Origin of the sequence: Halosolutus amylolyticus (genome assembly GCF_023566055.1) — an archaeon.
Taxonomy (GTDB): domain Archaea; phylum Halobacteriota; class Halobacteria; order Halobacteriales; family Natrialbaceae; genus Halosolutus; species Halosolutus amylolyticus.
Window position 1 is genome coordinate 215,344 of sequence record NZ_JALIQP010000001.1, and the last position, 25,808, is coordinate 241,151.

Annotated in this window: 27 protein-coding genes; 17 read left to right on the forward strand and 10 right to left on the reverse strand. The window is 66.3% G+C overall.

All coding sequences use genetic code 11. From position 1 onward, the window contains the following. Position 1: 1 nt before the first annotated feature. On the reverse strand, positions 2-2,074 hold the full coding sequence (locus MUN73_RS01060) for a PrkA family serine protein kinase (RefSeq protein WP_250138601.1): 2,073 nt from the start codon (positions 2,072-2,074) through the stop codon (positions 2-4). 457 nt (positions 2,075-2,531) lie between these two features. Between MUN73_RS01060 and MUN73_RS01065 the strand changes: the two genes are divergently transcribed. The 3 genes from MUN73_RS01065 to MUN73_RS01075 all read left to right on the forward strand — a co-directional run bounded on the left by MUN73_RS01065 (position 2,532) and on the right by MUN73_RS01075 (position 3,671). Further along, positions 2,532-2,720, forward strand: a complete 189-nt coding sequence (locus MUN73_RS01065; protein ID WP_250138602.1) for a hypothetical protein — start codon at positions 2,532-2,534, stop codon at positions 2,718-2,720. A 23-nt stretch (positions 2,721-2,743) separates the two neighbouring features. Continuing rightward, positions 2,744-3,157: a DUF5820 family protein gene (locus MUN73_RS01070; protein WP_250138603.1), complete on the forward strand. Its 414-nt coding sequence runs from the start codon at positions 2,744-2,746 to the stop codon at positions 3,155-3,157. A gap of 67 nt (positions 3,158-3,224) precedes the next feature. Next, complete coding sequence (locus MUN73_RS01075) at positions 3,225-3,671, forward strand: UPF0179 family protein (protein WP_250138604.1); 447 nt, start codon at positions 3,225-3,227, stop codon at positions 3,669-3,671. A 27-nt stretch (positions 3,672-3,698) separates the two neighbouring features. On the opposite strand, the gene MUN73_RS01080 is transcribed toward MUN73_RS01075, so the two are convergent. Next, positions 3,699-4,985, reverse strand: coding sequence for an MFS transporter (locus tag MUN73_RS01080; RefSeq protein WP_250138605.1), 1,287 nt, complete (start codon positions 4,983-4,985; stop codon positions 3,699-3,701). A 64-nt stretch (positions 4,986-5,049) separates the two neighbouring features. Between MUN73_RS01080 and MUN73_RS01085 the strand changes: the two genes are divergently transcribed. Beyond that, positions 5,050-6,504 carry a short-chain fatty acid transporter gene (locus MUN73_RS01085; protein WP_250138606.1) on the forward strand — a complete coding sequence of 485 codons (1,455 nt, stop codon included), beginning with the start codon at positions 5,050-5,052 and terminating at the stop codon, positions 6,502-6,504. Positions 6,505-6,598: 94 nt separating this feature from the next. Beyond that, the gene (locus MUN73_RS01090) at positions 6,599-7,096 is read left to right on the forward strand and encodes an NUDIX hydrolase (protein ID WP_250138607.1); all 498 of its coding nucleotides are present in this window, start codon (positions 6,599-6,601) and stop codon (positions 7,094-7,096) included. Positions 7,097-7,135: 39 nt separating this feature from the next. Here the strand turns inward: MUN73_RS01090 and MUN73_RS01095 are convergent, their stop codons facing one another. Next, the gene (locus MUN73_RS01095) at positions 7,136-7,501 is read right to left on the reverse strand and encodes a winged helix-turn-helix transcriptional regulator (protein WP_250138608.1); all 366 of its coding nucleotides are present in this window, start codon (positions 7,499-7,501) and stop codon (positions 7,136-7,138) included. Between the two features lie 189 nt (positions 7,502-7,690). Between MUN73_RS01095 and MUN73_RS01100 the strand changes: the two genes are divergently transcribed. From MUN73_RS01100 to MUN73_RS01135, 8 genes are all read left to right on the forward strand, one after another. Further along, positions 7,691-8,578, forward strand: a complete 888-nt coding sequence (locus MUN73_RS01100; protein WP_250138609.1) for an ABC transporter ATP-binding protein — start codon at positions 7,691-7,693, stop codon at positions 8,576-8,578. Next, the gene (locus MUN73_RS01105) at positions 8,575-10,524 is read left to right on the forward strand and encodes an ABC transporter permease (protein WP_382182427.1); all 1,950 of its coding nucleotides are present in this window, start codon (positions 8,575-8,577) and stop codon (positions 10,522-10,524) included. Before MUN73_RS01100 ends, MUN73_RS01105 begins: the two co-directional genes overlap by 4 nt. Next, positions 10,514-11,662 carry an ABC transporter permease gene (locus MUN73_RS01110; protein WP_250138610.1) on the forward strand — a complete coding sequence of 383 codons (1,149 nt, stop codon included), beginning with the start codon at positions 10,514-10,516 and terminating at the stop codon, positions 11,660-11,662. Before MUN73_RS01105 ends, MUN73_RS01110 begins: the two co-directional genes overlap by 11 nt. Positions 11,663-11,787: 125 nt before the next feature. Further along, positions 11,788-14,226 carry a penicillin acylase family protein gene (locus MUN73_RS01115; protein ID WP_250138611.1) on the forward strand — a complete coding sequence of 813 codons (2,439 nt, stop codon included), beginning with the start codon at positions 11,788-11,790 and terminating at the stop codon, positions 14,224-14,226. Continuing rightward, positions 14,223-14,633 (forward strand): hypothetical protein, encoded by a 411-nt coding sequence (locus MUN73_RS01120; RefSeq protein ID WP_250138612.1) that lies wholly within the window; start codon positions 14,223-14,225, stop codon positions 14,631-14,633. Before MUN73_RS01115 ends, MUN73_RS01120 begins: the two co-directional genes overlap by 4 nt. Positions 14,634-14,920: 287 nt before the next feature. Next, a complete protein-coding gene (locus MUN73_RS01125) occupies positions 14,921-15,895 on the forward strand; it encodes an aldo/keto reductase (protein WP_250138613.1) in 975 nt (324 codons plus the stop codon). 229 nt (positions 15,896-16,124) lie between these two features. Next, positions 16,125-16,754, forward strand: coding sequence for a class I SAM-dependent methyltransferase (locus MUN73_RS01130; RefSeq protein ID WP_250138614.1), 630 nt, complete (start codon positions 16,125-16,127; stop codon positions 16,752-16,754). A gap of 39 nt (positions 16,755-16,793) precedes the next feature. Continuing rightward, positions 16,794-17,021, forward strand: a complete 228-nt coding sequence (locus MUN73_RS01135; RefSeq protein ID WP_250138615.1) for a thiamine-binding protein — start codon at positions 16,794-16,796, stop codon at positions 17,019-17,021. 23 nt (positions 17,022-17,044) lie between these two features. On the opposite strand, the gene MUN73_RS01140 is transcribed toward MUN73_RS01135, so the two are convergent. Then, the gene (locus MUN73_RS01140) at positions 17,045-18,205 is read right to left on the reverse strand and encodes a methionine adenosyltransferase (protein ID WP_250138616.1); all 1,161 of its coding nucleotides are present in this window, start codon (positions 18,203-18,205) and stop codon (positions 17,045-17,047) included. A gap of 91 nt (positions 18,206-18,296) precedes the next feature. Continuing rightward, complete coding sequence (locus tag MUN73_RS01145; RefSeq protein WP_250138617.1) at positions 18,297-18,851, reverse strand: DUF8170 family protein; 555 nt, start codon at positions 18,849-18,851, stop codon at positions 18,297-18,299. Between the two features lie 200 nt (positions 18,852-19,051). On the opposite strand from MUN73_RS01145, the gene MUN73_RS01150 reads away from it, so the two are divergent. Continuing rightward, positions 19,052-19,468 carry a MarR family winged helix-turn-helix transcriptional regulator gene (locus tag MUN73_RS01150; protein WP_250138618.1) on the forward strand — a complete coding sequence of 139 codons (417 nt, stop codon included), beginning with the start codon at positions 19,052-19,054 and terminating at the stop codon, positions 19,466-19,468. A 67-nt stretch (positions 19,469-19,535) separates the two neighbouring features. On the opposite strand, the gene MUN73_RS01155 is transcribed toward MUN73_RS01150, so the two are convergent. Together MUN73_RS01155 and MUN73_RS01160 are read right to left on the reverse strand one after the other, a co-directional pair. Next, complete coding sequence (locus MUN73_RS01155) at positions 19,536-20,075, reverse strand: CBS domain-containing protein (RefSeq protein WP_250138619.1); 540 nt, start codon at positions 20,073-20,075, stop codon at positions 19,536-19,538. A gap of 56 nt (positions 20,076-20,131) precedes the next feature. Continuing rightward, positions 20,132-20,488: a DUF555 domain-containing protein gene (locus tag MUN73_RS01160; RefSeq protein WP_250138620.1), complete on the reverse strand. Its 357-nt coding sequence runs from the start codon at positions 20,486-20,488 to the stop codon at positions 20,132-20,134. A 298-nt stretch (positions 20,489-20,786) separates the two neighbouring features. On the opposite strand from MUN73_RS01160, the gene MUN73_RS01165 reads away from it, so the two are divergent. The 3 genes from MUN73_RS01165 to MUN73_RS01175 all read left to right on the forward strand — a co-directional run bounded on the left by MUN73_RS01165 (position 20,787) and on the right by MUN73_RS01175 (position 22,706). Next, on the forward strand, positions 20,787-20,966 hold the full coding sequence (locus MUN73_RS01165) for a hypothetical protein (RefSeq protein WP_250138621.1): 180 nt from the start codon (positions 20,787-20,789) through the stop codon (positions 20,964-20,966). 176 nt (positions 20,967-21,142) lie between these two features. Further along, positions 21,143-21,871, forward strand: a complete 729-nt coding sequence (psmB, locus tag MUN73_RS01170) for an archaeal proteasome endopeptidase complex subunit beta (protein ID WP_250138622.1) — start codon at positions 21,143-21,145, stop codon at positions 21,869-21,871. A gap of 97 nt (positions 21,872-21,968) precedes the next feature. Then, on the forward strand, positions 21,969-22,706 hold the full coding sequence (locus tag MUN73_RS01175; RefSeq protein WP_250138623.1) for a DUF4013 domain-containing protein: 738 nt from the start codon (positions 21,969-21,971) through the stop codon (positions 22,704-22,706). Between the two features lie 98 nt (positions 22,707-22,804). On the opposite strand, the gene MUN73_RS01180 is transcribed toward MUN73_RS01175, so the two are convergent. From MUN73_RS01180 to MUN73_RS01190, 3 genes are read right to left on the reverse strand one after another with little or no spacing between them, the layout of a single operon-like run. Next, positions 22,805-23,947: an ABC transporter ATP-binding protein gene (locus MUN73_RS01180; protein ID WP_250138624.1), complete on the reverse strand. Its 1,143-nt coding sequence runs from the start codon at positions 23,945-23,947 to the stop codon at positions 22,805-22,807. A gap of 8 nt (positions 23,948-23,955) precedes the next feature. Then, complete coding sequence (locus tag MUN73_RS01185; protein WP_250138625.1) at positions 23,956-24,825, reverse strand: carbohydrate ABC transporter permease; 870 nt, start codon at positions 24,823-24,825, stop codon at positions 23,956-23,958. Beyond that, positions 24,825-25,802, reverse strand: coding sequence for a carbohydrate ABC transporter permease (locus MUN73_RS01190; RefSeq protein ID WP_250138626.1), 978 nt, complete (start codon positions 25,800-25,802; stop codon positions 24,825-24,827). The genes MUN73_RS01185 and MUN73_RS01190 overlap by 1 nt, the downstream gene beginning before the upstream one ends. Positions 25,803-25,808: the final 6 nt, after the last annotated feature.

Sequence of the window (25,808 nt, forward strand, 5' to 3'; positions counted from 1 at the left end):
GTTACTCTTCCATCTCGGCCTTGGCGACCTCCGCGCCCGCGAACTCGAGGACCTCTTTCGCCCCTTCCTCGGAGTAGCCCTGCTCCATCAGGGCGTCGATCCAGGAGGAGCGTTCGTCGTCGTCGAACTCGTTGGCCGACACGAGCGCCGAGAAGTTGATGTTGTGCTTCTTGTCCTCCCAGAGCTTGCGCTCCAGGGCGCGGCGCAGGCGTTCGTTGTCCTGCGGGTTGAACGCCTCGCCCTCGCGTGCGCGACGGGAGACCCAGTTCGAGACCTCCTGGCGGAACGACTCCTTGCGGTCCTCGGGAATGTCGAGTTTCTCCTCGACGCTGCGCAGGAACGTCTCGTCGGGTTCCTGCTCCCGGCCCGTCAACTCGTCCTCGATCGTGTCGTCGTCGATGTAGGCCATGACGTGGTCCATGTACTTCTCGCCCTGGCGCTGGATCTCGTCGATGTCGTAGGCCAGCGCGTGGCGGACGTCCTCGATGGCCCGCTCGCGGTACTCCTCGCGGACCGTCTCGAGGTAGCGGTAGTACTTCTCGAAGTTGTCCTCGGGGATGGAGCCGTGGTGTTCGAGGTTCTCCTCGAAGAAGTTGAACACCGTCAGCGGCGAGAGGAAGCCGCGCTGGCGGTGTTTCGAGTCCATGATCGCCTCGGCGATCTCGTCGCCGATGAAGCGGGGTGAGATACCGACCATCCCTTCGCCGATCTCGGCCTTCGCGGCGGCCTCGTCGCGAAGCTTCTTCGGGTCGATGTCGTCGCCCTCGTCGATCTCGCCGTTGTAGGCTTTGGCCTTCGAGAGCAGGTCGACGGTCTCGGTGTCGGGTTCCTCGATCCGCGTGAGCACGCCGAACAGGCCCGCCATCTCGAGCGTGTGGGGCTCGACGTTGATGTCGGGCACGTCGGCGTTGTTGAGCATCTTCTGGTAGATGTTGGCCTCGTCCTCGTAGCTGAGCACGTAGGGGAAGTCGATCCGCTTGGTGCGGTCGTTGAAGGCCTCCATCTTCTCGTCACCCTTCTTGTCCTTGTACTCGGGCATGTTCGTCCGCCCGACGATCACCTGGTCGATGTCGATCCGCGGGTTGTTCTTCGGTTTGATCGTCTGCTCCTGGGTGGCGTGCAGGAAGTCGTAGAGGAACTCCCGCTGGAGTTTCAGCAGTTCCTCACCGCTGAAAATCCCGCGGTTGGCGTTACAGAACGCCCCCGAGTAATCGAACGCGCGCGGATCGGACTCGCCGTAGATGGCGATCTTCGAGTAGTTGACGTCGCCGGTGAGTTCGGTCTCGTCCTGGTTCTTCTTGTCCTTGGGCTCGAAGGTCTCCAGCCCCTGGCGCTTGTTCTCGTCGGCGACGAACCGGATGATCTCGACGTGATTTTCGAGGACCTGCTGGAGGTCGTCGTCGTAGTGGGCCAGCAGCCGGTCCATGTAGAACTCGCTCTCCGGATCGAGCGCCTGCTCGTTCTGGATCGTGTACGGTGCGTCGAGGTTCTCGTTCAGGTCGTCGATGACCTGCTGGCGCTGTTCCAGCGGGAGCAGGACGAGCGGATCCTGGTTCATCGGCGATCGGACGGTGTCGTCGGCCGGATCCTGATCCTTGATGACGTCACAGAGGTTAGTCCATTTGAACGTGTACATCCGCCCCTCGTCGCGGAGCGTGTAGTCCTCGAAGTAGCGTCGCACCTGTTTGTCGAAGTGGGACTTCCCGGATCCGACGGGGCCGAGCAAGAGCTTGATCCGCCGCTCGGGACCGAGCCTGCGGGCACCCGATTTGACCTTGTTGACGAACTCGTGGATCGACTGGTGGATCACCTTCCCGTAGAAGGTGTTCTCGCCGTCGTTCAGCGGGTCTTCGCTGGCGAGCTGGTACTCGACCATGCCCTCCGTCTCGTCGTAGGTCGTCCCGTAGTAGTCGAACATGTCCGCGACGCGCTGGTGGGCGTTGCGGGCGATCTTCGGGTCCTCGTACACCGCTTCGAGGTACCAGTCGAACGACTTGGTCTCCCGCAGGTCCGCGGGCATCGATTCCTTGTAATCCGTACTGAGCTTCTCGAGCGTCTCGATGTCACCGGTCATGGTATCATTGCCAGTTTGGTGGTCCCCCGTCTTCGATCGGCACCTGCGGCGATGGGACAGGTGTGGAGTGAACGACGATCGACCGTCTGCACCGTCGCGTGGCCGAACCGTCAACTTCCACAACCGCGTCACGACGACGCGTATGCCACATACTCACTTGACTCCTCGCGGTGGCTCGCAGAGAGCGCGAACCTCTTCGGGCGGCGATTCGTCGTGCCATATGTGACCTCTTACCATTACATCGTGTCGGTACCGTACTGCCGGTCGTTCACGACGTGCGCCGGGGACGGGCGCGGAGTTGATCGGTCCGGCGATCGGATACCGATAGTATTTAATGAGTGAGTAATCCACGTACTTAACCTTGGCCCCAAAAGGTATTTACCATGACTTCATTCCATGCAAATATTGCCAGAATCGTAGACTGTTGATTGGTATCACACCCCGCATTAGGGATCGAATGAAAAAAACGATCGGCCTGCAGAGTCCGGGTTGGCTCGCGCGCGATCGGCCGCGCTCTCACCACGGCCGATCGACGATCACCGCTGGACGACGATCGCCGCCGATCGGGTCGGGACCCGCGGTGATCGGTGTCCGACGCGGCGGCGAGACGACGGCGGCCGCCGCCGATCGGACGACGGTGCTTTAGCCCCGACGCCCGTATCGGCACCCATGACGGCGTTCGCCGCCCTTCCCGACAGCTGGACCGTCTGGAGCGAGGAGGAGGACGGCCGGACGGTACTCGCCTACCGGCCGGACGTCTTCGACGCCGAGGAGTTTCCCCCGGCCTGTCTCCCGACGCTCTACGTCACCCACGGCAAGCGAACCCGGAGACCCGGGACCAACCCGACCAGTCGGACGACGGCGAACGACTGGTTCGTCACCCTCTACCTGGAACCCGACGTCTCCCTCCCCGACCAGCACCGGTTCGACGATCGATCCGACGCCGTGGCGTGCGCGATCGATCTCGCCAGGCAGTTCGACGCCGGCGAGATCGACTATCGCGACCTCTACCAGGTGCCGCGGGAGCGGTACTTCGATCGACTCGACGAGTTGACCGGACAGTCGGCCGACGACGAGCCGTAGGGCTCGATCGGGCGAACGCAACCGCCTCGACGTGAGGCTTAACCGATCGCGGCGCGAATCGACTCCCATGTCGACCGTTACGCTCGTCGGGACCCGGCTGGCCGAACCGGGAACCGAGTTCGTCTATCACGGCGAGGCGGACGCCTGTGCCGGCTGTCCGTACCGGAGCCAGTGTCTCAATCTGGACGTCGGAACCAAGTACCGCGTCACCGACGTCCGGGAGAACGCCCAGACTCTCGAATGTGCCATGCACGACGGGGGCGTGCGGGCAGTCGAGGTCGAACCCGCCACTGTGAAAGCGAATATCACGTCGAAGGGGGCCTTCACCGGCAGCAAGACGAGCCTGCCCGGCCCCTGTCCCTACGTCGAGTGCCCCAGCCACGAGTACTGCGACCCCGACGGCCTCTCGTTCGACGAGGAGTACCGGATCCGGGAGAACTTCGGCGACCCACCGCACGACGTCTGTCACCTCGATCGCTCGCTCGAACTGGTCGAACTCGAGACCGACGACTGATCGCGAGTTCGGTCGACGGTCCGATTGTCACTTCTCGCGCCCCGCGATCGTGATCAGCCCGGCACCGACGACGCCGGCGATCCCGGCACCCACGAACGCGGGCGTATACGTGCCCGCGAGGTCGTACGTGAGTCCGGCAGCCCAGGGCGCGATCAGCCCCGAGACGGCGAAGGACAGCGAGACCAGGCCGAAGATCGCGTTCGCGTTCCCCGTACCGAACAGGTCGGCCGTCAGCGGCGACAACAGCGCCCCGTTGCCCCCGTAGGCGATCCCGAAGACGATCGCGAAGGCGTACAGTCCCGCCGCCGAATCGACGACCGGGAGCGCCATCGTCGTCGCTCCCATCCCGACCGAACAGGCGACGAACGTGCGTACCCGGCCGACCCGATCGGCGAGGCCGCCCACCCCGATCCGGGCGGCGGCGGTCGTGACGCCGACGATGGCGAGCGCGATCGCGCCCACTCGATCGCCGAGGCCGACGTCGCCGGCGTGGGGGACGACGTGGACGAGCACCACGTAGAGCGTCCCGTAGACGAAGACCCAGCCCGCAAACACCAGCAGGAAGGTCCGGGACGTCGCGACGGCGGTCACGTCCCGCCGGTAGGTCGCCCAGTCCGGCGGGTCAGGGTCCGGAACGCTGCCGTAGAACTCGGCCCCGGGATCGACGTCCGCCGAAGCCGGATCGTCGGCGAACAGCGGCGTGACGAGGGCGACCAGGACGGCGGCCCCGCCGACGAGGACGAGGATTGCCGTGCGCCAGCCGACGGTCCCGACGAGGGCGCTTGCGGCGGGTGCCATCGCGACCATCCCGATCCCGAGGCCGGCCGTGGCGATGCCCGTCGCGAGACCGCGGCGGCGCTCGAACCACCGGGGAACCGTCGCGTACGAGACGACGTAGATCGAGCCGAGACCGATCGCCGTGACGATTCCGTAGGCGACCAGCAGTTCGGCGTAGGTGGACGAGCGACTGGTCCACACGCCGCCGATCGCCAGCGCGACCGCGCCGACGAGCAAGAACCGTCGGCCGCCGAACCGATCCGCGAGGACGCCCAGCGCGGCCGCGGCGACGTAGATCACGACCGTCTGGAGGGAGAAGACGAACGACACGCCCGATCGGGAGAGCCCGAGTTCGCGCTGCATCGGCCCCAGGAAGACGCCGAAGGCGTAGGAGAGCCCGAAGACGACGAACGCGCCGACGAAGCTTCCCGCGACGACGTACCAGCCGCGGTACAGTGTTGGATCGGCGGACTCCGATACGCCGTCTGACCGACCGCCATCACCGGCACCCGGAGCCGACACGCCGTCACCGTTCATGCTGTCAGTTTGGATGGGTTAAGGTCACATAATTATTAGTATGAGTATTGCTGACGTAGTGCTGATGTCGTCAACAGACACAGCGGCGGCAGGTGGCAACGTCATCGAACGCGCGGGGGAGCGAATCGCGGACGTGGTCGAGCGCTGGATGCCGAGTCCGTTCCTGTTCGCGATCATCCTGTCGTACGTGGTGTTCGTGGTCGGCATGGTCGTCGAGGGACAGGGACCCTCGGACATGGTGCTCCACTGGTACGACGGGTTCTGGGCCTTCCTCACGTTCGCGATGCAGATGGTGCTGATCATCATGACGGGGTTCGTGATCGCGTACCATCCCCGCGTCAACGACGGCCTCCAGCGGCTGGCGGCGGTACCCAACAGTCCCCAGCAGGCGGTCGTCCTCGTCGGCGTCGTCTCGATGGCGCTGGCCTGGATCCACTGGGGGTTCAGCCTCGTCGTCGGCGCGATTTTCGCCCGTGAGATGGGGAAGGCCGCCTACCGCAAGGGGATCGACGTCCACTACCCCTTGCTCTGCGTGGCCGGCTACATGGGCCTCGGCCTCACCTGGCACTGGGGGCTGTCCGGGTCCGCGCCGCTGTTGCTCGCGACGCCGGGCAACGAGTTCGTCGAACTCGGGATCGTCGACGGCCCCGTCGCGACCTCCGCGACGATCTTCAGCACGTACGCGCTCACGCTCACCGTCCTGTCGATCGTCTTCGCCGCGATCGTCCTCTACCTGCTGACGCCCTCGGCGAGACGCGCCGAGGACATCACGGCGTACATCCCGGAGGCGGAACTGTTCGAGGCATCAGCGGACGGGGGCACCGGTGAGGACGCCGTCGACGAACCGACCCCGGAGACGGGATCCGACGGGGGGCCGGACGACGGCCCCGTGCCCGCAGAGCGGATCGACAACAGCAAACTGCTCGGCGGGATCATCGCCCTGACGGGCGTCGCCGTGGTCGGCTGGCAGTTCTGGACCCAGGGGCTCGACGCGCTGAACCTGAACGTACTCAACTTCGCGTTCCTGTTCGTCGGTATCGCGATCTACACGCAACCGGCGGTCTACCGCGAGCGCTTCGGCGAAGCCGCGGAAGCCGCCGCGGGGATTATCCTCCTCTTCCCGTTCTTCGCCGGGATCCAGGGGATGATGACCGGGTCCGGCCTCGCGGAGACGATGGCCGAAGGGCTACTCGCGGTCTCGTCGGTAGACACGTTCCCCGTAATCGCCTGGCTCACTGCAGCGGTCGTCAACCTCTTCGTCCCCTCCGGCGGGGGAGAGTGGATCGTCCTCGGCCCGTCGGTTCTCGAGGCGGCTCACGATCTCGGCGTGCCGACCGGTCAGGCGACGATGGCCTACGCCGTCGGTGACGCCCACACGAACCTGCTGAACCCGTTCTGGGCGCTCCCGCTGCTGGCGATCACGCGGATCCGGGCCCGCGAGATGTTCGGCTACGCGATCGCGATGTTGCTCGCGCTGATCCCGTTCCTGGCGGTGGCCCTGTACGTCGTGCCGTACTGACGGCCGGTCGTACGACCGTGCCACCGTCGCTGTTCGACCGGACCGTTCGTTTTGCAGACAGGTTTTATCTGTCGGTGGCGTCCACTGGGTACTCATGGAACCCCTGTCCGATCCGGTCCGTCTGCGTACCCGTTCGGACGTCGACGTCCACGAGGAGACACGAACCGTCCCGCAGGCCGAGTTCGAAGCCATGCGCGGCACCGTCGACAGCCACGTCGCCGTCGGCCTCCCCAACGACGACGGGGCGGTCCTCCTACAGGACGACGGCTCGCACGGGTGGAGTCTGCCCGCCTTCACTGTCGAGTCCGGCGAGGAGTGGACGGCGATCGGTCGCCAGGGAGTGACGCGACTGGCGGGCGTCCCCGTCGAACTCGATCGGCCGGAACGCCTCCGCCGCATCGATATCCAGCCGGACGGGACGGCTGACGGGGGCATTCGCATGTACAACGTCGTCTATCGAGCAGTTCCCGTCGAGGGACGTCCGGTCACCGACGACGTGCCCGCGGACGTTCGAGACGTCGACTGGTTCGACCGCGTTCCCGCCGAACAGGACGGCGAACTCGCGGCGGACATCCGGCTGTTCGTCGCGTGACTGGCGGACGCAAAGCCCTCGTATCGACGGACTGGCGGGCTACTGCTCGGGGGCGTCGAGCGCCGTCCCGTCGAGCCACTCGGACGCCCAGCACTCGATCTCGTCGAAGACGGGTTCGAGCGACTCGCCTTTCTCGGTGAGGCTGTAGTAGGTCGCGATCGGCGACTCCTCCTCGATGCGGCGTTCGACGAACCCCATCTCGCCGAGGTCGTCGAGCACCCGCGAGAGCGTGCGGGCGTTCGCCCCGGTCGACCGCTTGAGTTCGTTGAACCGCTGTTCGCCGTCGAGCAGGGTGTGGAGGACGGCGAGTCGCCACTGGGAGCCGATCTGTTCGAGCGACTCGATGACGGGGCAGGCCTCGGCGTTCCGTTCGCGGGTCTCGGCGTCGGACTGGGCTGGCGGCATCGGTGGTACACCATTCCCCCTGGATCACTATAGCAGTTCGGTTTCGAACCAGCTAACAGAACGTTAGTTTAGATCGACGGCCGTCGGCGGATCCCGGATTCGGCGGGATCGACGACGATCGTGACAGTTTCTACGACTGTAACTGGCCGCTAGACTTTACTGGGGGCCACCCCTGAGTCGAGCCAATCAATGGCGATACTCGAAGTGGACGACCTCCGGAAGGAGTACGGTGGGTTCGTCGCCGTCGAGGGGAGTTCGTTCTCGATCGAGCGCGGCGAGGTGTTCGGCGTCGTCGGCCCCAACGGCGCGGGCAAGACGACGACGCTGAAGATGCTCGCCGGCCTCGTCGAACCCACCGACGGTCACGCCGTCGTCGCCGGCCACACGCCCGGCGAGCCGGCGATGCAGCGACGGCTCGGGTTTCTCCCCGAGGAGTCGCCGCTGTACGAGGAGATGACCGCCGTCGAGTACCTCTCCTTTTTCGCCGACCTCTACGGCGTGCCCGATTCGGTCGCGGACGAGCGGATCGCCGCGTCGCTCGATCGACTCGAACTCGAGCACCGCGATCGGCGGATCGGCAACGTGTCGAAGGGGATGAAACGCAAGGTCGCGATCGCGCGGGCGCTGGTCAACGACCCCGACGTGTTGATCTTCGACGAACCGGCGTCGGGGCTGGATCCGCTGACGACGAACTACATCATCGAGTTCACTCGGGAACTCGCCGCCGAGGGGAAGACGGTCGTCTTCAGCGCGCACAACCTCTTTCACGTCGAGAGCATCTGCGATCGGGTCGTCATCATGAACGACGGGCGGATCATCGCCCGGGGGAGCGTAGAAGAGATCCGCGACGCCCACGGCGGCACGGAGTACCACGTCTACGCGACGGCCGACGCCGGGGACGGAATCGCGGAGAACGGTCACTACCGCCACGTCGTCGAGGAGATGGCCGCAGTGGAATCGATCCGCGAGACCGTCCAGGCTGCCGGCGGCCGCGTCGTCGACATCGAGACGAAGACGCCGACCCTCGAAGAGATCTTCCTCGAGGTCGCCGGCGACGCCGCGGAGGCCGACGTGTGAGCGGGCCGAGCGGACCCGGCGACGATCTGCCCGGCCGCCTCCACCGCCTCCGCGGTCAGTGGTCGCGAACCGGCCGGATCGCCCGCTGGGAGGTCGTTCGAAGCGCCAGCACGGTCGATCGCAAGACCGTGGCGGTCCTCGCGGCGATGCTGGTCGTGGTCGGCGTCGTCGGGATCTCCGTGGCCGGCGACGGCATGGGCCTCGAGGACGGGATATACGTCGTCGGCGTCGACGAGGAGAGCCCGTACTACGAGGTCGCGGTCGAGAGCGAGCAGTTCAGGCCCGTCCCGCTCGAGGACGTCGAGGTCGAGGACGGGAGCCGTGCCACCGTCGACATCGTGGTCGTCGAACGCGACTCGACCGCCGACACCGGGGACGGCGTCGTCGATCTCTCGGGCCCGTCGACGCGGGTGACCATCACCGCCTACGGGGAGGTCGGCGATCCGGCGGCCGACGCGTTCCGGGACGCGATCGAGGACCACAACGATGCGCGGATGGCCCGGGAGGACGACGAAGCGGCCGCCTACCCGATCCAGGTGACGATCGACTACCGGGACCGGAATCTCGACTCCCGATCGGCCGGGACCGAGTCCACGGCTCCCGTCGACGGGGGCGGCGGAACGGGCGCGGACGATGGTTCGGGACCGGGGAACGACGATACGGGAGCGGGGGACGACGATCGGACGGGAGCCACTGGAGACGAGACTGCAGACGACGGTTCCGGAACCACCGGCGGGGACGGCGGCAGCCTGCAGGTCCCCGACGTCGGTGGCGGTGCGGCGGCCGACCAGCCGACGCCGGGGACGCCGGGGTCGATCTCGCCGCCGTTCCCCTTCGAATCGCTCGTGCTCGCGTTCCTGTTCGTCGTGCCGATGAACTTCGTCATCCAGGCCTACGGGAGCACGATCGTGGACGAACGCGTCAAGCGCCGCGGCGAACTGTTGCTCGTCTCCCCCGCCTCGCGATACGAGATCGTCGCCGGGAAGACGCTGCCGTACCTGCTCGGGCTCGTCGGGGTCGTCGTCGCCATCGCGTACGCGGTCGGGGGCGGTCCGCTCTCGGTCGCGGCGGCGATCCCGATCGCCCTGCTCTTCCTGGCGGCGACGTTCGCCGGGGCGATGCTCGCGCGCTCGTTCAAGGAACTCACGTTCGTGACGGTGACGATCAGCGTCTTCCTGACGACCTACACGTTCATTCCGGCGATCTTCACCGACGTGAACCCGATCGCGCTCATCTCGCCGCTGACGCTCGTCGTGATGGACCTGCAGGGCGATTCGGTCCGACTCGGGGAGTACCTCTTCTCGACCGGCCCGTTCTACTGCAGTGCGGCCGTCTGCTTCCTGCTCGGGATCGGGCTCTACCGCGAGGAGGACATGTTCGACCAGAAGCCGATCCCGGCAAAAGTCGTCGACGCGATCGCCGGCCGGGTTCGGGGGTATCGGAGCGTCCCACTGCTGTCGATCCTCTTTATCCCCTTCGTCTTCGCGGCGCAGTTGCTCGCCGTGGCGCTCCTGTTCGCCGTCCCCGAGACGATCGCGCTCCCGGCCATCGTCGTCGTCGCGGCGGCGATCGAGGAAGCCGCGAAGAGCGTCCACGTCTACGCCGGCTTCGCCCGATCGCGGTTCGACCCGACGCTCCGGACTGCCGTCGTGGTCGGTGCGCTGTCGGGCGCGGGCTTCTTCGTCGGCGAGAAGGTCACCCACGTCGCGCAGCTGGTCGGGATGCCGGACCTGACCGTCGGCGTCGCGGCGTTCGGGCCGGAACTCTCGAGCAATCCGCTCGTGCTCGTCGCCGTCTTCCTCGCGCCGCTCGTCTTGCACGCCGTCACGGCGGTCGTCGCCGCCGTCGGCGCGAGCCGCGGCCCGACCGGGTACGCGGTGGGGTTCGTCGCGGCGACGCTCGTGCACGCGGCCTACAACGTCGGGGTGATCTCCCTTGTCGCGTGATCGCGAGTCGTGGCGATCGACCGGCGAGTCGGGGCCCCGGGGACCGAATCCGCCGACGGCCGACGAGGCGGGAGCCGACGAGTCGCCGTTGCGCGCGAAACTGGCCGTCGGCCGGCGGGAACTGCGATCGCTTCGCACGGAGAAGACGATCCTGCTCGCGCTGGCGATCCAGCTGTTCATCGCGGCGTTCTCCTCGTTTCTCGTCGTCGGGCTCGTCTCGCTGTACGACCCCGGTGCGGTCGACGGCTACGAGACGGAAGTCGCGATCACGGGCGACGACACGGGTCAGCTACTCCGGGTCGCGGATCAGCAGGACGGTCTCGAACCTACCCACTACACGGACCGATCGGCCGCCTACAGCGCCTTCGACGGCGGGAGAGCCGCGGCCGTCCTGGACGCGAACCGGGACGACGACGGGCGGTTGCACGTCAGGGTACTCGCTCCCGAAGAGGGGATCGAGACGACGCTCGTCGTCGTCCAGCTTCGCGAAACCCTGGAGCGCGCCGAGCACGTCGAGCGCCAGCGCAACGCCGATCGGCTCGCCGAACCCCCGCTCGATCTGCCCCGCGAGGTGGGTGCGAGCCCGTACGTCGCGTTCACCTACACCGTCTTGCTTCCGCTCCTGTTGTTCCTCCCGGTGTTCATCAGCGGCTCGATCGTCGTCGACTCCCTGATCGAGGAACGCCAGCGAGGGACGCTGACGTTGCTCCGCGTCGCACCCCTCTCGCTCGCCGACATCGTCGACGCGAAGCTCCTCACGGTCGCGGCGCTCGCCCCGATCCAGGCGATCGCCTGGCTCGTCCTGCTGGCCGTCAACGGGACCGCGATCGCGGGGCCGGTCGCGCTGGTCGTCCTCGTCGGCGCGCTGTCGTTGCTCGTCGTGGGACTCGGCACGATCGTCGCGCTGTACGCTCCCGACAGACGGCAGGCGCAGCTGCTCTACTCCGGCGGCATCGTCGGCGGGCTGGTCGTGGCCAGCCTCCTGCCCGAGCATCCGGCGAACACCATCGCGAAGTTCGCGATCGGGGCGGCGACGACGATGAGCTGGCTCCTGCTCGGTCTCTACGGCCTGCTCGGGATCGCGGCGTTTCTCGCGGTCAGGAAGAGCGTCGCACTGGTCGACCCCGAGTCGCTGTGAGGCGACCGCACCGGCGTTTCGTGGACTGGCCGAACCCGATGCCGTGACGGCTCGATAAACCGTTCTCGCGCTGAAAACCGTTGACAACGAGGCTATTAAGGCCGGTGGACCGAATCGATACTGCTGTGCCATCTGACACCACACGCCGGGGCGTGCTCGCGGGCGCGCTCGCCGCCGGAATCGGCGGCCTGACGCTCTCCTCGGCGCGAGAACTCCTGGCCCAGTTCGCGCCGCTGTCGGGTCGCGCCTGGGACGCCGCCGATCGGAGCCTCCCGGAGGCCGTCGAGAGTCCCTACGGCGAGGCGACCGTCCGCGTCGACGAGCACGGCGTCCCGCACGTCGCGGCCGACGACGAATCGGCGGCGTACTTCGCCGTCGGCTACGTGCAGGCGTTCGATCGGCTCTTCCAGCTCGACCTCCAGCGGCGGGTCATGCGTGGCCAGCTCTCCGAAATCGCGGGGGAGGCCACGCTCTCGGACGACGAGTTCCACGTCGCGATGGATTTCGCGGGCGCGGCCGAGACGACCTGGGATCACGTCTCGGAAACCGCCGCGGGACCGCTCGTCGAGGCCTACGCCGACGGCGTGAACGCCGCGATCGATCGCGAGCAACTCCCGCTCGAGTTCGAACTGCTGGACTACGAACCGCGCGAGTGGACTCCGGTCGACTCGATGCTGATGGAGAAACAGATCTCGTGGGACCTGACCGGCGACTTCGGCGACCTCCGGCGGGCGCTGGTCGCCGATCGTCTCGGCGAGGACGTCGCCGCCGAACTCTACCCCGATCGGCTCGAGCACGAGACGCCGATCCTGCGGGACGCGGTCGACGCGGACCGCCTCGACGACGGCTCGAACGGCTCGGACGGGACGGCGGCTATCGGGACCGGGACCCGGACCGGATCCGAAGACGACCGCCGATCCGTCGGCTCCAGCCTGACGGGGTACCTCTCCCGGTTCGAGTCGCCGACTGGGGTCGGCTCGAACAGCTGGGTCGTCTCGGGCGAACACACCGACAGCGGGACGCCGATCGTCGCGTACGACCCGCACCTGACGCTGATGACGCCGCCGCTGTGGTACGAACAGCACGTCGAGACGCCCGAGACGTCGGTTCGCGGGGCGACCTTCCCGGGCGTCCCGTTCGTGATCGCGGGTGCGAACGGGACCGGGACGTGGTCGTTCACCAACGTCGGTGCGGACGTGCTCGACTGCTACGGCTACGAGATCGACGACGCGGGCGAGCGCTACCGCTACGAGGACGAGTGGCGCGAGTTCGATATCGAGGAGCGAGAGATCGCCGTCGCGGACGGCGAGAACCGCACGCTCACCGTGCGAAAGACGGTCCACGGGCCGGTAATCGAACGCGAGGAACGGACGGTCGGCGTCGCCTGGACCGGCCACACCGCCACCCGGACGACCGAGGCGATCTACGAGTTCGGGCGCAGCGACGACCTCGAAGACCTGCTCGAGTCGACCCAGAAGTTCGACCTGCCGACGCAGAACCTCGTCTACGCGGACGCCGACGGCCGGACGCTGTACTACGCCACGGGGAAACTCCCGATCCGGACGATCGACGGCGACGTCGTGTCCGGAAACCGCATCTTCGACGGCTCCGCGGGCGAGGGTGAATGGGAGGGGTTCACGCCGTTCGGCGAGTCCTCCTGGGACGGGTTCGTCCCGTTCGAGGAGAAACCCCACGCGATCGATCCGGACGTCCTCGCGACGGCCAACCAGCGAGTCACCGACGACCCGAACCACTACGTCGGCGTCGCCTACGCCTCGCCCTATCGCGGCGCGCGAATCTACGATCGGCTCGACGAGCGGATCGAGAGCGGCGAGTCGACGGATCTCGCGTTCCACCGCGACGTCCAGTCGGACACCCGGGACGGCCGGGCGGATCAGCTCGTCCCGGACCTCCTGGCCGCGATCGAGGAACGCGACGAAATTGACGATCGGATCGGCGACGCCGCAGGGACGCTCGAGGACTGGGATCGCCGGATGAACCGCGATTCTGACGGCGCACTCGTCTTCGCACGCTGGATCGACCACTTTCGGGACCGCGTCTTCGAGCCCGTCTTCGCGGACGCCGACCTGGACGCGTCGTACTATCCGCGCGACTGGGTGCTCGCGACCCTCCCCGCGGACAGCCCCGTCTTCGCCGATCGCTCCCGGGCGGACGCGATGGTCGCGGCGCTCGAGGCGGCGATCGACGAGATCGACGACGAGGGCTGGGAGACCTACGGCGACTGGAACACGACGGGGCCGATCGCACACCCCTTCGGCGGCGAGGCACCCTTCCTCGACTACGCGGAGCGCCCGGCGGACGGCTCGGCGGCCACGGTCAAGAACTACCGGGTCGACTCCGCCGTCGGGTCGAGCTGGCGGATGGTCGTCGAACCCGGCGGCGACGCCACGGCCATCCTCCCTGGGGGCAACTCCGGGGACTACTTCTCGGCCCACTACGACGACCAGTTCCGGCGGTGGCTCGACAACGACCAGAAATCCATGGACCGATCGATCGACGACGACGCGGACGTGACCGTCACCTTCGAGGGGGGATCGTCGTGAGTTCCCCGGGGTCGGAGGCCGGTTCGGAGTCGGACGAGGACCGGCGCCCGGACGACCATCGCTCGGGGAGGGGCGGGACGCCCGCGAACCCGCTCGATCGCGTTCGGAGGGAGTCGCGAATCCACGCCGTCGCACTCATCGCCGCGGTCGCGATCGGACTGGTCGCCGCGTGGCTCCACTGGGCCGGACTGCTCCTCGGCGGGGCACTCGTCGGACTCGTCGCCCCGACCCTGCGGCGGGCGGTCCTCGGTACGATCGGCTTCGGGGCGCTCGTCCTCGTCGTCTTCGCCGTCTCCCTCGGCGGATCCGTGGGGGCCGTCGTCGGGATGGTACCGGTCGTCTACCTCGTGGTCGCCGCCGCGTTCGGCCTGCCGCTCTTCGGGTCGCTAGTCAGGGGTCTCATCTGATCGGCCGGCCATCCGCAGCCGCCGCTCTCCAGTGTCGCGAACGCCGAAAAACGCTGGATGACGGAAAACGGCCGATGACGGGCGCGGTCAGTCGCCGCGATCGAACACGCGCTTGATTCGCGAGACGATGCCACTGTCGTCGTTGCGAGTCGCGTCTCGATCGTTGTGTTCGTCCGCCATACGTCAGGACCAAATAGTGACTTGCTCCACTAAAAATTGGCGGGACGGATCGCGGTTCGATCGCCGGACCACGTACAGTTTTGGCCGTGTCGCGTGTACGCGCTCGCATGGAGTACACGACGCTGGGTGACACCGGCATGGAAGTCAGCCGACTCTGTCTCGGCTGTATGAGTTTCGGGTCGAGCGACTGGCGCGAGTGGGTCCTCGACGACGAGGAGAGCAAGCGAATCATCGATCGAGCGATCGACCTCGGGATCAACTTCTTCGACACCGCCAACATGTACTCGACGGGGGAATCGGAGCGCATCCTCGGCGAGGCGCTTGAGGGTCACCGCGAGGAGTCGGTCGTCGCCACGAAGGGCTACTTCCAGATGCGCGAGGACGACCCGAACTCGGGCGGCCTCTCCCGGAAGGCGATCGAGCAGGAACTGGCGGCCAGCCGCGACCGGCTGGGGATGGACACGATCGATCTCTACCAGATCCACCGCTGGGACGACGACACGCCGATCGAGACGACCCTGCAAGCGCTCGACGACGCCGTTCGCCGCGGGCACGTCCGCTATCTCGGCGCGTCCTCGATGTGGGCCCACCAGTTCGCCGACGCCTTGCACGCAAGCGATCGGCTGGGCCTCGATCGGTTCGTCACGATGCAGAACCACTACAACCTCGTCTATCGGGAGGAAGAGCGCGAGATGCTGCCGCTCTGTGAGAAGGAAGGGATCGGCGTCCTCCCGTGGTCGCCGCTGGCCCGTGGGTATCTCACGCGCCCGCACGAGGAGATCGACGCGACCACCCGCGGCGAGACGGAAGAACACATGTACGAGCACCCCTACCGCGAGGGGGGCGGCCGGGAGATCAACGAACGCGTCGCGGAAATCGCCGCCGACAGGGGTGCGACGATGGCCCAGATCGCGCTCGCCTGGCTCCTCCACAAGGACTGGGTCGACGCGCCGATCGTCGGCACCACGAGCGTCGAACACCTGGAACAGGCCGTCGAGGCGCTCGAGATCTCGCTGTCGGCGTCCGACATCGCGTACCTGGAAGAGCCGTACGAACCGGTGCCGGTGTCGGGCCACGACTGATACGGATTGCTGTAACTATTTACCGCCGATCGCCAGGACGGAGTCGGCGATCGGCGGTAATTGACTACAGCAGTCCGTATGACGCCGTCGACGAACTCGGCGCGATCGGCAGGTTCGTGGCGCGGTTCCGACCCGAGTCACGGACGGAGAACTCGGGACCGCCCGGTCCCCGGATGGATGGACCGTTCCGCACCGAACGTTGGTATGAGCGGGCCACGTAGGATCGGGCATGCCCAAGGTAGCGCCGTTCGAGGAACACACCGATCGATACGAGGGCTGGTTCGAGGCCCACGACGACGCATACCGGTCCGAACTGGTAGCCCTGGAACGCCTGGTGCCGTCGACCGGGCGCGGGATCGAGATCGGCGTCGGGAGCGCGCGGTTCGCCGAACCACTCGGACTGGGCGTCGGGATCGATCCGGCCGAGGCGATGCTCGAGTACGCCCGCGAGCGGGGGGTCGACGTCGTCAGGGGCGTCGCCGAACACCTGCCGTTCGCGGACGACGCGTTCGACACCGCGCTGATCGTGACGACGATCTGTTTCGTCGACGACATTCCTCGGACGTTGTCCGAGGCCGATCGGATCCTCGACCCGTCCGGGCGACTCGTGATCGGCTACATCGACAAGAACAGTCCCGTCGGCGAGATATACCAGGAGAAGAAAGACGAGAATCCGTTCTACCGGGACGCGGTGTTCGTCTCGACCGAGGAACTCGTCGACGCCCTCGAGGCGGCCGGCTTCACCGACTTCGAGTTCGTCCAGACGATCTACGACTGGCCCGGGGAGATCGACGGTCTCGAACCGATCGAGGAGGGGTACGGCGACGGGTCGTTCGTCGGGATCAAAGCGACCCGATAGCGGCACGATCTTATGATCGATCGCGACGTGCGATGCCCCATGACCGCGATCGGCGAACTGAACGTCGTCCCCGTTCGGGACGGTAGCATGGCGGAAGAGATCGCGAAGGCGATCGACGCGCTCGAGGCGTTCGACGTCGCCGACGAGATCAATCCGATGGGGACGATTCTGGAAGCCGACGACAAACGAACGGTGAGCCAGCGCGCCGGCGAGAAGGTCACTGCCGTCGAACGGCATCTCGGACGGGACGCCAGGCGCCGCGAGTGACCGGCCCCGCGAAGTCGAGAGCGCTAGAACAGTCGCACGTCGCCGGCCACGAGGTCGCGAGTGAGCGAGTCGATCGACTCGAGTTCGGCGGTGACGAGGCGGCGGATCGCGTCGTCGTCGGTCGCCGTGGTCTCGACGTCGACGGCCACGGGTTCCGTTACCGGCGCGCCGATCCGCGACAGGAGTTTCACCCCGGCGTACTCGGCGTCGAGGTCCCGATGGATCCGTTCTGCGGCCCTGGTCGCGACGACGTTGTACAGTTTGCCGACGTGGCTGACCGGGTTCTTCCCCGCCGTTGCCTCGAGACTCATCGGGCGATGGGGCGTGATGAGACCGTTGGCCCGGTTGCCCCGGCCGACGTTCCCGTCGTCGCCCATCTCCGCGGAGAGTCCCGTTTCGGTGAGGTAGGTGCTTCCGCTGTCGACGTCGTCGGCGGCGTTGACGGCGACCTCGACGTCCCGTTCCGTCCGATCGCTCGCGTAACGGGTGGCCAGGTCAGCCGCCTGCGCCGTCACGTCGACGTAGTCATCGATGCTCGAGACGTACCGGGAGACGACGGCGGCAGCGACGGTAAGCCGGAGTTCGTCGTCGGTGCGCCAGGCCAGCAGTTTGACGTCGTCGCCGATCGCCGGAATCCGCTCGCGAAGTTCCGCCTCGAGTCCACGGACGATGCGGTCCGTTTCGGACGCGGGCGCGTAGCCGACGCCGATGCTGGTATCGTTCGCTCCCGGGCGTTCCAGGTCGTCGAACAGCGTTTTCAGGTCCGCGGACGTCTCGCCGATCCGTGGGTCGAATTCGATCGCGTCGGCGGGCAGGTCCTCGAAGTGCTCGTCGACGTACGCCCGTGCGGCCTCGACCGCGAGTTCGTCGACCGGAACGCGGTGACCGTCGACGGTTCGGGTCGCACGACCGCTCAGGAGGACGTAGATCGGGTCGACGATTTCGCCGCCGCCGAACGCCGGCTTCGTCGTTCCGGCGACGAGCTGGACGCTGTCGGTGTTGTGATGGAGCACCTGGCCGAATTCGTCTCTATAGTAGCGTGAGAGACGTCGTGAGATCGCTTCGGCGATCCCGTCGCAGATCGAATCGGGGTGGCCCAGCCCCTTCCGTTCGACGAACTCCGTCGGTCGCGACGCGACGGGATCCAGATCGAGGTGCTGGACGGTGAACGACGGGTCGGCCATGGATGGATTCCACTCGCCGGAACGACGTATGCGTTGCCCCTGTTGCGAGATTTCGGCTCCAAACCCGTCGACTGGGACGAACGGTCGCCCATCACGGGATCTTTTTGACGGCTCCGACCAGGTCCTCCTCGGTCCGCCACTCGTGGAGTCGGCCGCGTTCCGCGAGCAGGTCGAAAACGGCGTCCTCCATCCACCCGTACGGGTGCGCTTCGTCGGCGTCGGGGTACGCCCGTTTGAGGACGTGGCTCTTCTCGAAGTACTCCTCCGTCCCCACGAGCATCCCCTGTTCGACGAGGAACCCGCTGGGTTCCTTCTCGGCGACGCCGACGATATGCGTGACGAGGTCGGCGATCAGGCAGAACTTCTGGATGCCGTTGTCCCACCCCCCACGAACGTCCGACATCATGAACGCGTAGGCGTCCGGGCGGCGGTTCAGTCGATCGACGACGAGATTCAGTCGCCGGATCGGTTCGTGATCGTAGTTCCCGAGCACGAAGTACGTCCGATCGTGCTCGAAGACGGGGGTCAGTTCGGAAAGCGAGTGCAGGATCGCTTCGTTGTCCGCGAGCGAGAGTTCGTCCTCCTCGAGTCGATCGCTGGCGCTGGTGAGGATCTCGTCGGGGACCGGCTCCTCGTCAGGTGGCATAGGGAGACATTCTCGCCACCCGTAAAACAACGTTACCGTGTCGATTCCGATTTCCGATACCGATCGGCTGGATTCACTCGTCGATCGCGGTGGAGGAGCCGTGGGTAATCTACTCCAGAGTAATTTACTCTAAGATAAACCACTTTGGAGTAAATTACTCTGGAGTAAACTACTTGGTGATCGACTCCGTACGGGGTCGTATGAGTACCGACGTGGGGACCGGCGAGGGGGCGGCAAACCGCGAACTGCTTCACTTCGTGACCCAGGAGACGCGGTTCGCGATCGTCACCAACATCCTCCAGCACCCCGACCAACTGCCGTCGATGTACGAACTGGAGCAACTCAACCCGAGCGTGAGCGACGCGACAGTCTACAAGCACGTCCAGAAACTCATCGACGCCGGCATCGTCGAGGAGGTCGCCCTCCCCGACGACGAACGCCAACAGGGCTACCCCTGGAAATTTTACGGCCTGACCGACGAGGGTCGCGAGTTCCTCGAGCGCCACAGCCTGCTCGCCGCCGAGGAGACCCTCCAGCGCATTTACGAGACGATTTCCGACAAACCCGAGAAGATGGTTCGGTACGAGAACGCGCCACGGCCCGATCGCGACGGCTGACCGGGGCCGGGACGTGTCGATCGCGATCGACGTGCGTTCGAGACGACGATAAGAGTCGGGGGACTACCTACGAGAGTCGTGCCGCGATGTCGGCCTCGGTAATGATCCCGACCGTTTCGCCGGCCTCGGTGATCATGACGGCCTTGTAGTGTTCGAGGAGGTTACTGATCTCGTCGAGCGTCGCGTCCTTCGAAACCGTCGGGAAGCTCTCGCTCATGTGTTGCTCGACGGGTTCGTCGCGGGCCTCGGAGTCGAGGTGGACGAGGCCGCTCTGGCTGATCGAGCCGACGGGGATCCCGTCCTGGATGACCGCGAGCTGGGAGTAGGCTTCCGCCTCCATCTTCCGGGCGGCCTCGCTGACCGGATCGTCCGGAGCGACGCTCACGACGTCCTCGTTCATCAGGTCGTCGGCGCGAATGACGTCGCTTTCGGCCTTCTCCAGGGCGTTGACGATCCGGCGGAGCGTCGAGAGCCGCGGATCCACGTCACCGCCCTCGATGCGGGCGATCAGCGGCTGTGAGACGTCGGCCGTGTCGGCGAGTTCGCTCTGGGTCAACCCGAGTTCGGTCCGGCGCTGGCGGAGGTCCGCAGGCGTGGGAAGTTCCATATCCCACAATAACCACGGGTTATAGAAAGTTGTTTGGGTGCGTGCCGTTCGTGCCGTTACTCGTCGTCGTCGGGAGCCTCGATGACCTCGACGACCGACAGCGGGACGTCCCGCAGTGCGCCGCCGACTTCGCTCTTTGCGATCCGGGAGGCGTGTTCCTCGCTGTCGGCGTTGAACACCTCCATCTCGAGGCCCAGTCCGACGAGCGCGGTGTCGGCGGCGATAAAGGCGGAGTCGAAGGGTTCGCCACAGGCAGGACAGCCCGTCGCACCGACCTCGACCTCCACGTAGTCCATGTCTTCGCTGTTGAGTCGTTTCCCGGCCTCGCTGACGGCGACGCCGATCGCGTCGTCGATCTCCTCGACGTCACGGACCAGCCATGCCGCTTCCATCGCGACGAGATAGTTGCCCATACGTCGTGGTTGTGCCGAGGGGTTTCCTGCTTTGCGGTTCCGGTCGAGGGCACGAGACTCCCGGCGGCCGGACTGCGCACGTGAATCGAATAATGCCCATAAGTTACGAGACAACACCGAGTCGATTCGGGTCAGGATAACGGAATTCCCGCCTCGGGACCACCTGCGGTTGTCCGTTTCGCAACTGGAGTTGAATCGCAAGCGGGCGTCGACCCAGTACTGTATTAACGATCATTATGTATATCGTAATTCAAGAAGGCTTATATACGACCCCCGTCTGAGCCACGGCTGAACGCTGATGAAATCCCGCGTGTACCGCGCGACCCTGTTCGCACTGTACCAGCTGTGCATTGCGATCGGCATCGTCGCACTGCCACTCGCGATCGCCACCCGTCAGGTCGGGTTCACACTGCCACTCCACCGGCTCATCGAGACCGTCGGAGCCGCCCACGAGGCCGCACAGCCCCAGATGAACTAGGACCACCCGCTCGTTCTGCCGATTCCGTATCGCCCAGCGACAGTCACGGCGACGCACACCGCGTCTGCCACCGCGTTTTCCCGTTCGAGTGGCGACGCGATCGGTTCCCGGCGAAAGCGGAAACCCCGGCGGTGACCGCCGGGGTTTTATATCGTGCCGGCCGTACAGTTCCGACAATGCGTCACCCACAGCATTCGGACTTCTCCCGGACGGTCGACCAGTTGGCCGACGATCCGAACCCATACGAGCCCGAGATCGGCTCGATGCCGAAGAACGACCTCTCGCGTGCCGACCTCGACAACGTCAACAAGACCGGCACGACGACGATCGGCATCTCGACCGCCGACGGCGTCGTCATCGCGACGGACATGCGCGCCAGCCTCGGCGGCCGGTTCGTCTCGAACAAGAACGTCCAGAAGGTCGAACAGATCCACCCGACGGCCGCCCTGACGATGGTCGGCAGCGTCGGCGGCGCCCAGTCGTTCATCTCCAGTCTCCGCGCCGAGGTCAACCTCTACGAGTCCCGACGCGGAGAGGACATGAGCATGGACGCGCTCGCGACCCTGGCCGGCAACTTCGCCCGCGGCGGCCCGTTCTTCGCGATCCACCCGATCCTCGGCGGCGTCGACGCGGAGGGAAGCCACGTCTACAGCATCGACCCCGCCGGCGGCGTCATGGAGGACGACTACACCGTCACCGGGTCGGGCATGCAACTCGCCTACGGCCACCTCGAACAGGCCTACGAGGAGGACATGTCCAACGAGGAAGCCAAAACGGTCGCCGCCCGCGGCATCAAGTCCGCCGCCGAGCGCGACACCGGCTCCGGGAACGGGGTCTTCCTCTGTGAGATCACCGACGAGGGCGTCGACATCCACGGCCACCACGACTTCGACGACGTGATCTGACGCGGCCGACACCGGTCGATCGCTCTTCCGCCTTTTTCGATCTCCGACCGGCGAGGAGTACTGCAATCTTATAGGACGCCCCTTCCAGTACCCGACCATGGCGTTGCTCGTAGACGAGGGGGTCCGCTACCCGTTTCGCGGCGATCGATCGACCGATCTGCTCGCGGCGGGCGGCGTTCTCGGCATCGTCGCGGCGATCACGCTGCAGCTAGCGGCCGCGGCGTCCACGACGCTTCTCGCGCCCGTCTTCGCAGTACTCGCGGCAGTGCCCGCGGTCGCGTTGCTGGGCTATCTCCTCAGAGTGTTCGAAACGACCGTCCGGGGCGACGACGCACCGCCGTCGTTTCGGCCGATCGGCGCGCTGTTGCGCGACGGCTGTCGGCTGGCCGCCGTCTCGCTCGGCTACGCGGTCGGACCGGCGGTCGTCCTCGCCGTGACGGTCGGCGGCGTGATTCGAGCCCCGCTCTCGCCCGACTCGATCGGCTTCGTCGGATCGACGGCGTTCTTCGCCGCGTCCACGATCGTCCTGGTGCTCGTTGTCGCGTTCGGCTACGGCTTTCCCGCGGCGGTGGGTCGACTCGCCGAGGGCGATCGTCTGCGAGCGGCACTCGACCCCCGGGGACAGCGATCGATCCTCGCCCACGGCGGCTACTTCACGGCCTGGACGTTCGCCGCGCTGTTCGTCGTCCCCGGGTGGGCGTTCCTCCTCGCGGCCCTCTCGCAGCCGACGCCGTTCGGCGTGGTCGCCGTCTTCGTGACCTTCTACGCCCACGTCGTCGCGACGCGCCTCGTCGCGCGGGGGTATCGATCGGCGGCGAAGACGGAAGACAGGTAGAGCGATCGCCGGCGGGACCGGTTGCTGACGGCTACGGCGGCCACTGTAGACGGTCGTCGATCGGTATCTGCGGGAAAATCGGGCGGGCGACGTGCCGCCTATATCTGTGGTTCGGCCATCGTCTGGGTGTCGATCGTCCGGTTCCGGAGCGCCCGGCCGGTGGTCCGGTCGAAGACGTGGATCGCCTCCTCCGGAAGCCGGGCGACGACGGTCTGGCCGTCCTCGACGTGCTGGAGGCCGTCGATCGTCGCGACGAACGGCTCCCCGCCGTCGGGTGCGAACGTCAGGTAGACGTTGTTCTCGTTGCCCATCGGTTCGACGACGTCGACGAGCGCCTCGTAGCTGTGGCGGTCCTCGTGGCTCGATCGAACCGCGACGTCCTCGGGGCGGATCCCGAGGACGAGTTCCTCGTTCCCGTCCAGTTCGTCGACGGTCTCCGCCGAGAGGGCGTACTCGAAGTCCTCGTGGACGAGCCGATCGCCCTCGCGGGTCACGTCGAAGAAGTTCATCGAGGGTTCGCCGATGAAGCCGGCGACGAACAGGTTCGCTGGCTCGTGATAGCACTCGAGCGGCGTCCCGACCTGCTGGAGTTCGCCGTCGTTCAGGATGGCGATCTTGTCGGCCATCGTCATCGCCTCGGTCTGGTCGTGCGTGACGTAGATCGTCGAGACGCCGAGGTCCTCCTGGAGGCGCTGGAGTTCGGTCCGCATCTGGGCGCGAAGCTTCGCGTCCAGGTTCGAGAGCGGTTCGTCGAGCAGGAACACCTCGGGGTCGCGGACGATCGCCCGCCCGAGGGCGACGCGCTGTTGCTGGCCGCCCGACAGCTCGTCCGGCTTGCGATCCAGCAGGTCGTCGATACCGAGCATCGCGGCGGTCTCGTCGACCGTCGCCGCGATCTCGTCGTCCGGCATGGCGGTCGATTCCTCCAGGCCGAACGACATGTTCTCGCGGACGGTCATGTGCGGGTACAGCGCGTACGACTGGAACACCATCGCGATGTCCCGATCCTTCGGCTGAGTCTCGTTGATCACCGACCCGCCGAGGCGGATCGCCCCGTCGGAGACGGTCTCGAGTCCCGCGACCATCCGGAGCGTGGTCGACTTCCCGCAGCCGGAAGGACCGACGAGGACCAGGAATTCCCCGTCGTCGATCCGTAGCGATACCTCGTCGACGGCGGTAATTTCGTTGCCGTCGTCCTCTCGGAATACTTTGGTTACGTCGTCGAGTTCTAGGTCTGCCATTGGTAGTGTTAGAGTGTCTGCCCCTTGGCGAACTGTTCTCCGAACAGCACGTACACCAGGATCGTCGGGAACGCCGCGATGAACGCGCCCGCCATCTGGACGCCGTAGTCCGTCGCCATCGACCCCTGGAGCGCGTTCAACTCGAGCGTGACGACGTAGTTCGATCGGTTGCTGAGCAGGGCCAGCGCGAACAGGAAGTCGTTCCAGACCTGCGTGAACTGGTAGATCAGCGTCACGGCGAACATCGGCAACGACAGCGGGAGGACGATCTTCCGGTAGATCCGGGCGAGACTCGCCCCGTCGAGACGTGCCGCCTCGATGAGTTCGTCGTCGAGCGTCTGGTAGTACGATCGAAACAGGATCGTACAGATCGGAATCCCGTAGGCGATGTGGGTGATCGTCAGTTCGACGAGTTCGCCGCGCTCGTGTAGCTGCGCCAGGCCGACCATCGACCAGAACTGCCGCAGCGGCACCAGCACCGCCTGGTACGGGATGAACACCGCCGCGAGGAACAGCGCGAGCAGGAGCGCCTGTCCGCGCCAGTCGACTTTCGTCAGCCCGTAGGCCGTGAGACTCCCCAGCACTGCCGACAGCACCGCGGCCGGGATCACCATCGCGAAACTGTTGACCATCGAGAACGCCAGTTCGCTCCCGGCGGTGAGCCACGGGTCGATCGTGAACCCCCCGATCGGCGGCTGGAGGGGTGACGTCTCGGTGAACGCCCCCTGGGTCTTGAACGCGGTCGTCAGGCCGCTGTACAGCGGCGAGAGGTAGAGGCCGACGAGTCCGAGCAACGTCGCGTAGAGGGCCACGCGGCCGAGGGACAGTTCGGACACTGTGCGGGAGAGACCGCTCTCGTCGCGGGTTTCGGTCGCCATCAGAGTGCACCTCGTTTGTACTGCGTGTACGCGTAGGGGCCGATGATCGTCAGCGCGAGCGCGAACAGGACGACGGCGATCGCGGCGCCGTAGGCCCACTGGCTCGCGGAGAACGCCTCGCGGTACATCGTCACCGCGAGGATGTCGGCCGATCGGCCGGGATTGTCCCCGAACATGACGTAGATGAAGTCGAACGCTTTCAGCGCGAACACCATCAGGACGACGATCGCACCGATCGTCGACGATCGGAGTTGCGGGACGATGACCCGCCAGTAGAGTTTCAGCGTCGACGCGCCGTCGATGCGGGCCGCCTCGTAGTGATCGTCCGGAATCGATCGCAGGCCGGCGAGGTAGACGATCATACAGTAGCCGCTGAACTGCCAGACGAGCGCGAAGATGACCGCGGCGAGTTTGAACCGTGGATCGCCGAGCCAGTCGAACGCGATCGCGTCGAGGCCGACGGCGGTGAGCGTCGCGTTGATCATCCCGTTGCTCGCGTACATCCACGACCAGAAGATCGCGGTCACGACGAACGACAGCGCCATCGGGAGCAGGTAGATCGTCCGGAACGCGTTCTCGAAGCGGATCTTGCGATCGACGAGCAGGGCCAGCCCCAGGCCGATGACCAGCGAGACGCCCGTGAACGCGATCAGGAGCGCGATCGTGTTCCGGAGCGAGGCCCTGAAGTCCTGATCGGCCGGCATCTGGCGGTACATCTCGAGGGTGAAGGTCCCGTACTCGGGCTGTCCGAGGCCGGACCAGCCGGTGAGCGAAATGACCACGTTCCAGCCGATCGCGCCGTAGACGAACAGCAGGACGAGCAGCGTCGCCGGCAGCCAGAACGGGATCGACTCGACGAAGTCGCTGCCGCGGAGTCGCGCGAAGCGTCCGTCTTCGCCATCCCGGAGCGTGCCCTCGTCGGTTCCGGGAGGAGACCGGGGATCGAGCCGTCGCAACGAATTTCGTAGCGAATCCATGGCTCA